At 65.7% G+C, this 11,229-nt stretch carries 7 protein-coding genes, 2 rRNA genes and 1 pseudogene; all 10 read left to right on the top strand.

Annotation, left to right across the window (positions count from 1 at the left end):
- The first annotated feature begins 338 nt into the window (after positions 1-338).
- A 23S ribosomal RNA gene (locus NVV57_12980) occupies positions 339-3,436 on the top strand.
- Positions 3,437-3,517: 81 nt separating this feature from the next.
- A 5S ribosomal RNA gene (gene rrf / locus NVV57_12975) occupies positions 3,518-3,634 on the top strand.
- An 83-nt stretch (positions 3,635-3,717) separates the two neighbouring features.
- Positions 3,718-4,626 carry a tetratricopeptide repeat protein gene (locus tag NVV57_12970; protein ID MCR6713528.1) on the top strand — a complete coding sequence of 303 codons (909 nt, stop codon included), beginning with the start codon at positions 3,718-3,720 and terminating at the stop codon, positions 4,624-4,626.
- Positions 4,623-5,627 carry an HAD-IIA family hydrolase gene (locus NVV57_12965; protein MCR6713527.1) on the top strand — a complete coding sequence of 335 codons (1,005 nt, stop codon included), beginning with the start codon at positions 4,623-4,625 and terminating at the stop codon, positions 5,625-5,627. The genes NVV57_12970 and NVV57_12965 overlap by 4 nt, the downstream gene beginning before the upstream one ends.
- A 1-nt stretch (position 5,628) precedes the next feature.
- Entirely contained in the window at positions 5,629-5,799 is a 171-nt protein-coding gene (locus tag NVV57_12960; protein ID MCR6713526.1) for a hypothetical protein, read from the top strand.
- A gap of 14 nt (positions 5,800-5,813) precedes the next feature.
- A complete protein-coding gene (locus NVV57_12955; protein MCR6713525.1) occupies positions 5,814-6,611 on the top strand; it encodes a TlyA family RNA methyltransferase in 798 nt (265 codons plus the stop codon).
- Positions 6,608-7,455 (top strand): annotated as a pseudogene (locus tag NVV57_12950) (NAD kinase). Before NVV57_12955 ends, NVV57_12950 begins: the two are co-directional and overlap by 4 nt.
- A gap of 2 nt (positions 7,456-7,457) precedes the next feature.
- Positions 7,458-9,140 (top strand): DNA repair protein RecN, encoded by a 1,683-nt coding sequence (gene recN / locus NVV57_12945; protein ID MCR6713524.1) that lies wholly within the window; start codon positions 7,458-7,460, stop codon positions 9,138-9,140.
- A gap of 5 nt (positions 9,141-9,145) precedes the next feature.
- Positions 9,146-10,324, top strand: coding sequence for a putative cytokinetic ring protein SteA (steA, locus tag NVV57_12940; protein ID MCR6713523.1), 1,179 nt, complete (start codon positions 9,146-9,148; stop codon positions 10,322-10,324).
- A 549-nt stretch (positions 10,325-10,873) separates the two neighbouring features.
- A complete protein-coding gene (locus NVV57_12935) occupies positions 10,874-11,164 on the top strand; it encodes a hypothetical protein (protein ID MCR6713522.1) in 291 nt (96 codons plus the stop codon).
- The last annotated feature ends 65 nt before the right edge of the window (positions 11,165-11,229 follow it).

Genomic DNA, 11,229 nt, shown 5'->3' with positions numbered 1-11,229 from the left:
GCTTTCGAGCTGTCCATAACTCGTATCGGCCTCAAACGCAGGCCGGCGAGAGCTCATGGATGGAACATCGACGTGGTGACAGCGCAGCAGCGCTCGTCCTAGTACGCCCCTCGGGGCTGGAACGGTCGCAGCAACGCAAGCGCCGCCACATGGCACACTGTTGGGTCCTGAGGGATCGAAATTTGGCTCAACCTCGGGCCGATTGAATCGGCCGGACGGACCGTCGGATCTGGATGAACCGCGTGGATCACACCACGTAGGCGCCAGTGGTAGGCGGGCCCACCCGTACCTTGAGAACTGCACAGTGGACGCGAGCATCTTTGAAATCTGTAATTTTGTGTCAAGTTTTTAAGAGCACATGGTGGATGCCTTGGCAGTAGGAGCCGAAGAAGGACGTTGTAACCTGCGAAAAGCCTCGGGGAGCTGGTAAACGAGCTTTGATCCGAGGATGTCCGAATGGGGAAACCCCGCTGGAGTCATGTCCAGTGACCCTCGCCTGAACACATAGGGCGAGTGGAGGGAACGTCGGGAAGTGAAACATCTCAGTACCGACAGGAAGAGATATTCCGTGAGTAGTGGCGAGCGAAAGCGGAAAAGGCCAAACCGTTAGCGTGTGATAGCCGGCAGGCGTTGCGTTAGCGGGGTTGTGGGACCTTTCTGGTAGATCTGCCGATCTACCAAGGAGTCAAAAATCCGCGTAATAGTCGAAGGGCATTGAAAGGCCCGGCACAGAGGGTGTTACCCCCGTAGACGAAATTGCGCGGACTCCTGAGAGTCATCCCAAGTAGCACGGGGCCCGAGAAATCCCGTGTGAATCCGTAGAGACCACTCTATAAGCCTAAATACTACCTACTGACCGATAGCGAATCAGTACCGTGAGGGAAGGGTGAAAAGTACCCCGAGAGGGGGAGTGAAATAGTACCTGAAACCGTGTGCTTACAATCCGTTGGAGCCTCCCTAGCAGGGGTGACAGCGTGCCTTTTGAAGAATGAGCCTGCGAGTTAGTGCTCGGTGGCGAGGTTAAGCCGTGTGGCGTAGCCGTAGCGAAAGCGAGTCCGAATAGGGCGTTTGAGTCGCCGGGTCTAGACCCGAAGCGAAGTGATCTATCCATGGCCAGGCTGAAGCGCGGGTAAGACCGCGTGGAGGGCCGAACCCACTTGGGTTGAAAACCGAGGGGATGAGCTGTGGATAGGGGTGAAAGGCCAATCAAACTTCGTGATAGCTGGTTCTCCCCGAAATGCATTTAGGTGCAGCGTTGCGTGTTTCTTGCCGGAGGTAGAGCTACTGGATGGCCGATGGGTCCTACCAGATTACTGACGTCAGCCAAACTCCGAATGCCGGTAAGTGAGAGCGCAGCAGTGAGACTGTGGGGGATAAGCTTCATAGTCGAGAGGGAAACAGCCCAGAACACCAACTAAGGCCCCTAAGCGTGTGCTAAGTGGGAAAGGATGTGGAGTTGCCCAGACAACCAGGAGGTTGGCTTAGAAGCAGCCATCCTTGAAAGAGTGCGTAATAGCTCACTGGTCAAGTGATTCCGCGCCGACAATGTAGCGGGGCTCAAGTACACCGCCGAAGTTGTGTCATTCACACACTGCCTGGTCTTCGGATCCAAGCGTGTGGATGGGTAGGGAGCGTCGTGTGGCGAGTGAAGCGGCGGGGTAACCCAGCCGTGGACGCCACACGAGTGAGAATGCAGGCATGAGTAGCGAAAGACGGGTGAGAAACCCGTCCGCCGAATGATCAAGGGTTCCAGGGCCAGGTTAATCCGCCCTGGGTAAGTCGGGACCTAAGGCGAGGCCGACAGGCGTAGTCGATGGACAACGGGTTGATATTCCCGTACCGGCGAAGAACCGCCCATGCCGAATCAGATAATGCTAAGTGCCCAAAGCAGGTGCACCCTTCGGGGAATCTCTGTGGCGCGCACGACCCGAATCTGTAGTAGGCAAGCGTATTAACAGGGGTGACGCAGGAAGGTAGCCGAGCGTGGCGATGGTTGTCCACGTTTAAGGGTGTAGGGCGAGCTGTAGGCAAATCCGCAGCTCACATGGCCTGAGACCTGAAGATGACCTCTTTAGAGGGAAATCGGTGATCCTATGCTGCCAAGAAAAACCTCGGCGCGAGGTTCTAGCCGCCCGTACCCCAAACCGACTCAGGTGATCAGGTAGAGAATACTAAGGCGATCGAGAGAATCGTGGTTAAGGAACTCGGCAAAATGCCCCCGTAACTTCGGGAGAAGGGGGGCCTGAGGCGTGACGGAACTTGCTTCCTGAGCGTTTGAGGGCCGCAGAGACCAGAGAGAAGCGACTGTTTACTAAAAACACAGGTCCGTGCGAAGTCGCAAGACGATGTATACGGACTGACGCCTGCCCGGTGCTGGAAGGTTAAGAGGAAGGGTCAGCCTTTGGCGAAGCTCTGAATTTAAGCCCCAGTAAACGGCGGTGGTAACTATAACCATCCTAAGGTAGCGAAATTCCTTGTCGGGTAAGTTCCGACCTGCACGAATGGCGTAACGACTTCTCTGCTGTCTCAACCGCGAACTCGGCGAAATTGCAATACGAGTAAAGATGCTCGTTACGCGCAGCAGGACGGAAAGACCCCGGGACCTTTACTATAGCTTGGTATTGGTATTCGGTGTGGTTTGTGTAGGATAGGTGGGAGACTTTGAAGCCGATACGCCAGTATTGGTGGAGTCATCGTTGAAATACCACTCTGATCACTCTGGATATCTAACCTCGGTCCGTAATCCGGATCAGGGACAGTGCCTGGTGGGTAGTTTAACTGGGGCGGTTGCCTCCCAAAAAGTAACGGAGGCGCCCAAAGGTTCCCTCAGCCTGGTTGGCAATCAGGTGGCGAGTGCAAGTGTACAAGGGAGCTTGACTGTGAGACTGACAGGTCGAGCAGGGACGAAAGTCGGGACTAGTGACCCGCTGGTGGCAAGTGGAAGCGCCAGCGCTCAACGGATAAAAGGTACCCCGGGGATAACAGGCTGATCCTGCCCAAGAGTCCATATCGACGGCATGGTTTGGCACCTCGATGTCGGCTCGTCGCATCCTGGGGCTGGAGTTGGTCCCAAGGGTTGGGCTGTTCGCCCATTAAAGCGGTACGCGAGCTGGGTTTAGAACGTCGTGAGACAGTTCGGTCCCTATCCGCTGCGCGCGCAGGAAATTTGAGAAAGGCTGCCCCTAGTACGAGAGGACCGGGGTGGACTAACCTCTGGTGTGCCAGTTGTTCCGCCAGGAGCACGGCTGGTTGGCTACGTTGGGAAGGGATAACCGCTGAAAGCATCTAAGCGGGAAGCCTGTTTCAAGATGAGATTTCCATGGGCTTCGGCCCGAGAGGCCCCCCGGCAGACCACCGGGTTGATAGGCCGGATGTGGAAGAGGGGACTAAAGACCCTTGAAGCTGACCGGTACTAATAGGCCGATAACTTGACCTACCTCAGATTTTATTGATTTGCTACGCGTCCACTGTGCGGTTCCCGAGATACGGTCGGGCAACTGATATATCTCCATAGAGTTTCCGCAGCCATAGCGAGAGGGAAACGCCCGGTCCCATTCCGAACCCGGAAGCTAAGCCTCTCAGCGCCGATGGTACTGCACTTGCGAAGGTGTGGGAGAGTAGGTCGCTGCGGGACATTCTTTCAACGAAGGGCCGCCCAACGATGGGCGGCCCTTCGTCATTTCTGCGTACGATAACTGCACACCTGAACGGAGCAAGATGGCCTCGAACGACCGCGCCCCGCGCGACTCTCGTGCACCGCGCCCCAACGGATCCTCCGGCCGCGGCGGGGCACCCAACACTCGTGGGTATGCCGGCAAGCCGCGCAGCGGGGACGGCGACAAGCGCCGCACCGACGGCGACAAGCGCCGCACCGACGCTCCCCATGGCGCAAGGCCACCACGCAAGGACGGGGACCAGCGCGGAGGCCAGCGCGCCGACAAGCCCGTGAAGACGGGCCCGCCGGCACCGGAGATCCCGGAAGAGATCGTTTACGGGCAGCTCGATCGCACCGTGCGCGCGCGGCTCCGAACACTGAGCAAGGAGAACGCGGAAGACGTCGGTCGCCACCTCATCATGGCTGGCAACCTGCTCGAGTCCGATCCCGAGCTCGCATATCAGCATGCAATGGTGGCCGCCTCGCGCGGTGGCCGCGTGGACGTGGTCCGCGAGGCCGCAGCACTGACCGCATACGCCACTGGCCGGTATGTGGAGGCGCTGAGAGAGTTCCGCACCGTTCGCAGGCTCAACGGCTCGAGCGAGCATCTGCCACTCATGGCCGATTGTGAACGTGGACTGGGGCGCCCTGAGCGCGCGATCGCGCTCGCGCAGGAGACGGAGGCCGCAAGCCTTACTCCGGCTGGTCGCATCGAGCTCGCGATTGTCGTGGCTGGCGCTCGCGCCGACATGGGAGACAAGGAGGCGGCGCTCGTATCGCTCAAGCGCCTCTCGACTTCCGATCCGGAGCTGCGGGCTCGTATCGACGAGGCCACGGCCACCGTGCTGCGTGAGCTCGGCCGCAACGACGAGGCCGACGCGCTTGAGCCGCCCAAGGACTCCGAGCCGGCGGGCGCCGAGGACGAGGATGTGGTTGTCTACGACACGTTCGACGAGGACCACCCGGCATGAGCCTCATCGGATCCGATGGCCCCCTCGAGACCGCCTACGACGTAGCGCTCGTGGACCTCGACGGCGTCGCCTACAAGGGACCCAACGCCATCCCCACTGCGCCCGGAGCTCTCAAGGCGGCCCGCGCGTCGGGCATGCGGCTGGTCTTCGTGACCAATAATGCGTCGCGCGAACCGGGCGAGGTGGCCGCTCATCTGACCGACCTGGGCATTCCCGCCGTGGACGAGGAGATCCTCACCGCGGCGCAAGCGGGGGCAGCGATGCTCGCCGAGCACTGCGCGCCTGGTGCAAAGGTGCTGGTAATTGGCGGCAAGGGGCTGCGCACTGCCGTGGAGGCAGAAGGCTTTGCCGTGGTGGAGGGCGCTGGCGATCATCCCGAGGCCGTGATCCAGGGCTACTCGCCGGACATTGGCTGGGCGGAGCTCGCGGAGGCCGCGTACGCGATCAATGCGGGCGCGCACTACTTCGCGACCAACCTCGACCGCACCCTGCCCACGGAGCGCGGCATGGCGCCGGGCAACGGTTCGCTGGTGGCCGCCGTGGTCACGGCAACCGGGGTAACCCCGCCAGCGGCAGGCAAGCCGGAACCAGGAATGTTCCTGCTCGCCGCCAAGAGAGCGGGCTCGCAGCGGCCCCTCGTGATCGGAGACCGGCTCGACACCGACCTCAAGGGAGCTCGCGCCGCCGGCATCCCCGGCCTGCTCGTCCTCACCGGGGTCAGTGACGTGAAGGAGACCCTCACCGCCCCGCCGGAGCATCGACCTTCGTACATCGGCGCTGATCTGCGCTCCCTCGCTGAGACTCATCCGGCGCCGCGACAGGACGGAAACTGGTGGCACGTTGGGGAGGCGAGAGCGCACGTGGTCGAGGGTCGTCTCCTGGTCGACGGGGGAAGCGCGATCGATAGGGTCCGCGCGGCGTGCTGCGCCGCATGGGCCGCCACGGACGCCGGAGAGAAGTTGCTGGTTGAGACGCTTCCACACTTGGGGGTAGCCTCCTGATATGAGCGACATCCACGAGACGCGCGAGTCCGTAGCCGACGTCGAGTACCCGGCGGAGGTCAAGGCGGCGCTTGAGGCCGTCACCGAGCTCCCCGAGGACCTCGAGGAGCAGGCCGACTTCTTTGACAAGGTGCAGAACGCGCTGAGCAACCGCCTGCGCGAAGAGAGCTGACGCGCCTGGACCGCGTGCTCGTCGCACGCGGGCTCGCACGGTCGCGCACCCACGCGCAACACCTCATCGAGCGCGGTGCCGTGACGCTTGACGACGCCGTGCTCACTCGCGCATCGATGGACGTCGCCGATGACGCCCAGTTGACAGTCAACGATGACGGCTACGTCTCGCGCGCGGCGCACAAGCTCATCGGCGCGCTCGATGCGTGCGCCGCTGACGGTCTCGCGGTGAGCGGTCGCCGCGCCCTCGATGCGGGAGCCTCGACCGGAGGCTTCACCCAGGTCCTGCTCGAACGGGGAGCCGCGCACGTGACCGCGATCGACGTGGGCCACGGGCAGCTCGTGGACGAACTCAGGACCGACCCCAGGGTCACGTGTATCGAGGGCCTCAATCTGAGGGACCTGGAACCGTCCATACTCTCGCGCCCCATCGATCTCGTGGTGGCGGACCTGTCCTTCATCTCCCTCACCCTGGTGACGCGACAGCTGTGCGCAACCCTGGCGTCGGGCGACCTGGTGCTCATGGTGAAGCCGCAGTTCGAGGTGGGCCGCGAAAAGCTGGGCGCTGGAGGCGTCGTGACGCGCCCGGACGACCACGCGGCCGCCGTGGCGGCCGTTGCCGCCGCGCTCGAACATGAGGGTGCGGTTATCCACAGGCTGGAGCGCTCGCAGCTGCCCGGACTCACTGGGAACGTGGAATTCTTCGTCTGGGCATCGCTCGCGTGGCAGGCTAGGGACGACGGCCGCAGGCCGCAGCTGACCGGTGCGGCCCTTGCGGCCGCGATTGAGCACGTGACGAAGGGACGCCTGTGAGCCGCAGGATGCTGGTGGTGGTCAATCCGCACCGCGCCGATGCCGCGCATGCGGGCGACCTTGTGACGCGCGCGCTCGAGGCCGAGGGCATCGAGATCTGCACGTCTTTCGAGCCGGGCACCGACCAGCCGATCGAGGCAGCCGTCGTCCTCGGCGGCGACGGGACGATCCTCCACGCGGCGAGCATCACGCGCGGCACCGGGACGCCGCTCCTGGGCATCAACCTCGGGCACGTCGGGTTCCTCGCGGAGGCCGAGCGCGAGGACATTCGGCACGCGATCCAGCGCCTCGTCGCCGGCGACTACGCGGTCGAGGAGCGCAACACGCTAGAGGTTCTCGTGAAGCAGCCAAACGGCGACACCGAGACCGGGTGGGCCCTCAACGAGGCGACGGTGGAGCGCGCAAACCTGCGCCGCACAGTGGAACTCGCGGTCGAGGTAGACGGGCGACCGGTCTCGACATTCGGCTGCGACGGGGTGGTCGTGTCAACCGCCACGGGCTCCACCGCTCACGCGTTCAGCGCGGGCGGCCCCATCCTGTGGCCCAACGTGGACGCGCTGCTCTTTGTCCCACTCGCCGCGCACGCGCTCTTGCGCGCCCACTCGTTGTGGGTCCGGAGTCGTGGTTCGCCGTGGAGGTCACGGAACGGTCCGAGTCCGAGGCGCAGGTGGTCCTCGACGGTTCCAGGAGCATCGACGTGCTGCGGGGCGGCAGGGTAGAGGTGCGCCGCGGCACGCAGCCCGTCAAGCTTGCGCGCATGTCCGACGCACCCTTCACCGAACGTTTGGTGCGCAAGTTCTCGCTGCCGATCAACGGCTGGCGCGGCCCCGTCCAGGACGGCTGAGCGTGCTGCACGAACTCGCCATCGAGAATCTTGGCGTCATCGAGTCCGCGCGCGTGCCGCTCGGGCCGGGTTTGACGTGCGTGACGGGAGAGACCGGCGCGGGCAAGACCATGGTGCTCACCGGACTGGGACTCATCCTTGGCGCGAAGGCAGACGCCGCGACGGTTCGCGCGGGCGCCCCGGAGGCCGTCGCCGAAGCGGTCCTCGATATGCCCGACGCTGCGGCCGGGTTGGCTGCCGACGCCGGCGCCGCGGTTGAGGACGACGGCACAGTCATCGTGGCGCGGACCGTTGGTGCCACCACTCGCTCACGCTCGACGCTCGGCGGCCGGACCGTGCCGCAATCGCTGCTCGCCGAACTTGCCGAGAACGCGGTTACCGTGCACGGTCAGGCGGATCAGGTGAGGCTCAGGACCCCCGCGAAGCAGCGGGCTACTCTCGACGCGTTCGCGGGTCCCGACCACGACGCGGTGCTGTCCGAGTACCGCGAGGCCTGGTCTGCCTGGGCGGATGCCCGCGCGGCCCTGGCCGAGATGGAGTCGGGCGCCGCAACGCAGAGGGCCGTGATCGAGGCTCTCCGCGCGGATCTTGAGGCGATCGACGCCGTTGACCCACAGCCGCACGAGGACGACGAGCTCGCCGCCCGGATCGCGGTGCTGGAGAACTCAGCCGAGGTGCGCGCCGCCGCCGGAGCGGCCCAGTCGATTCTCGCAGGCGACGACGAGGTCAACGCCATCGGCGTGCTAGACGCTGCCGCGCGGGCGCTCGCCGGCGCGGCGAGACACGAGCCCGTCCTGGAGGACCTCGCACAGCGCATCGCCGGGCTCCGATACGGCGCCGCAGACCTCGCGACCGAGCTGGCGCGGTACCTCGACGGGCTCGACGCGGACGGCGCGAGCCTCGACGAGCTGCACACCCGCCGCTCCGCGATAGCCGGCCTGCAGCGTCGGCTCTCCACCGATCTCGATGGGGTGCTCGCCCACGCCGCGCGAGCGAGAGAGACCGTTGCCGCAGATGACGCATGGGACGAGACGCTCGCGAACCGGCGCGAGCACGAGCGCCGGTGCGAGGCTCGCGTCGTGGACCTCGCAGCGCGCGTCTCCGGCGGACGCCGCGCCGCCGCCGACGCCCTGGCGACCGCGGTCGCGAAGGAACTCGCGCAGCTTGCCATGGCCGACGCCGAGTTCGGGGTGACGATCGAGCCAACCCAGCCAGGCCCGTCGGGCGCCGACGCGGTTGCCATGACCCTTGCCGCCCACCCTGGGGCCGTTCCCCGCCCCGTCGCCGACGCGGCCAGCGGGGGAGAGCTCTCGCGCATCATGCTCGCGATCGAGGTGGCGCTCGCGGGCCGCTCGGCCCATCCGGGTCACACCTTCGTCTTCGACGAGGTCGACGCCGGCGTAGGCGGAAAAGCCGCCCTCGCGGTGGGTCAACGGCTCTCCGAGCTCGCCAAGACCCACCAGGTGCTCGTGGTCACCCACCTCGCGCAAGTGGCCGCATTCGCGGACGCTCACATCGTCGTAGCGAAGGCGACGGACGGCGTGGTGACGCGCAGCCAGGTCCACTCTGTACTCGGCGATGACCGGATTACGGAGATTGCCCGATTGCTCTCCGGCCAAGAGTCGTCAAGTGCCGCGAGGGCCCACGCGATTGAACTTCTGGAGGCCTCGTCCGTGGGACGATGACGTCCATGGCTGAACCACCGCAGGACGTTGGCGCGCGCGCCGACGCCTCCACGGAGGCCATTCCGACGGTGGGTGCCGTGACCGGTCCGGCGAGGAGCGGAACGCACCTGCGCGAGCTCATTGCGAAGGCGAAGCCGGGCGATGTCGCGATCATCGACGTGCTCGATCTGCGCGAGGCGGACGCGGAGGCACTCGCCGCGGCGGGTGTCGTCGCCGTCGTGAACGCGCAGCGCACGGCGTCCGGCAGGCAGCCGGCCGCGGGGGCCCGCACGCTTCTACGGGCGGGACTCGCGGTCATCGACGGCGCGGGACCTGCCGTGCTCGCGCTGCGCGACGGAACGATGCTCACTCTCTCGGCTGACCGGGTCATGCGCGGGGCCGCGGTGATCGCGACCGGGACGGCACTGACCCAGGAGCGAGTCGTTGCCGCAGACACCGCGGCGCTCGATCACCTCAAGGTGCAGGTCGCGGTGTTCGGTTCGCACGCGATCGAGCGCCTCGAGCGCGAGGGGCAGCTCTTCTTTGAGGGTGCTGGGCTGCCGAGCCTCGGAATCGATGTCGCGGGCCGCATCGTGCTTGTGGTGGCGGACTCGCCAACGACGGCGGCTGACTTAAGCGCGCTGCGGCTGTTCATCAATGACAGGCGTCCCATCGTCATCTCCGAAGGTGGTGCCGTGGACGCGTGCCTCGCAGCGCACCTGCGGCCGGCGGTCATCATCGGCGGCATCGAATCGGCGCCAGAGTCCGCGCTCGCTCAGGCCAGGGTCATCGTGCCCGAGGGCGAGCAGGGCGTCGGGTCTCGCCTCGAGGCGATGGGCGTCGGCTACGACGTCGCTCATGTGGCGCTCGGCAGCGCCGACCTTGCCGCGCTCGCAGCGCACCATGCAGGGGCCGAGGTCATCGTCGTCGCCGGCCGTCGGCAGGGCGCCGTCGACGTGCTCAGCGCCGAGCCGGACGTGGGCATCGGCGCGTTCCTCACGGCTCTCGTGACCCGCCGCTCCACAACGGACGCCTCTGTCATCGCGGCAACCTACCGGCATCGGCACTCGCTGCTGTTTGTATGGACCGTGCTCGTGCTCGCCTTCGCGACCTTGGCCATCGCGCTGTGGTCCATCGACGATGTGCGCGCATGGGTGCAGGACGCGTGGACGGCGGTCACCGGGTGGTTCGGGGGCACGGCATGAGCGCGCGCAGCAGGCTCCTCGTGGGCGCGCTCGCGGTCTTCGCGCTTGCGATCGGCATCCTCGTCGGCTCCGGGCTGCTCAGCGAAGGCCTGTTCAGCGGTTCTGACAACGCGCAGGAGCTCGAGCGCGCGCAGGCCGACGCGGCCGCCGCACAGGCCGATGCGCAGCAGGGCAGGGAATTCGCTGATGTCGCGGGCCCCGCGGCCGTTCGCGCGCGCTTGCAGGGCCACAGCATCGCGCTCGTCCGCACGGCGGACGCCACGGACGAGGATCTGAGCGCGGCATCGGCCCGCCTCGAGACGGCGGGGGCCGTCATCACCGCGTCAGTAGCCGTCACGAAGGAGTGGACTGCGGAGGACCGCGGGCCATTCAGGGATGCTCTCGCGGAGCAGATCACCGCCTCGCTGCCGAACCCGCCGGAGGGTTCCACGACCCCGCAGGTGCTCTCGGCGGCCCTCGCAATCTCCCCTGGCCTCCGGCGGAGAGTTCGACGCCGCCGGTCAGGAGCGCGCAGACACGCTCTGGTCCCTGCTGCAGGACGCAGGCCTGGTGACGGGGGACCGCTCCGGGGTGGCCGATATGTTCCTGCTCGTGGCGCCAGGTGGCGATGTCTCCGACCTCGCGGGCGCGTTCGTCGCGGCGTCCGGTGGCACGGTCGTCGGGTTCACGGGCGCCACGGCGGGGGAGGCGGCGGGAGCGACCACGGTGACCAATGCCGCCACGTTCTATGGCGGCTGGGCGGTCACCGGGGCCGCGATTCAGGCGGCCGGTGGGATCTCCGGGAACTACGACGCGAGCGACGCTGACGAGCTCATTTCCGGCCTCGGCACCGACACCTGACCCATGACCAAGCCAACCGTCGGCGCGCCACCCTCGCACGGCGTCGGCCGGGACTGGTAAACTGG

The sequence above is a fragment of the Demequina sp. genome, from assembly GCA_024707205.1.
Classification (GTDB): domain Bacteria; phylum Actinomycetota; class Actinomycetes; order Actinomycetales; family Demequinaceae; genus Demequina.
Note: the sequence above shows the minus strand (reverse complement) of the source record. Positions and strands in the feature narration are given on the sequence as shown.

Excerpts from the sequence above, each read along its gene's own strand:
- steA (MCR6713523.1), top strand. The coding sequence starts at position 9,146 with ATGGCTGAACCACCGCAGGACGTTGGCGCGCGCGCCGACGCCTCCACG.
- NVV57_12965 (MCR6713527.1), top strand. The coding sequence starts at position 4,623 with ATGAGCCTCATCGGATCCGATGGCCCCCTCGAGACCGCCTACGACGTA.
- NVV57_12960 (MCR6713526.1), top strand. The coding sequence starts at position 5,629 with ATGAGCGACATCCACGAGACGCGCGAGTCCGTAGCCGACGTCGAGTAC.
- NVV57_12970 (MCR6713528.1), top strand. The coding sequence starts at position 3,718 with ATGGCCTCGAACGACCGCGCCCCGCGCGACTCTCGTGCACCGCGCCCC.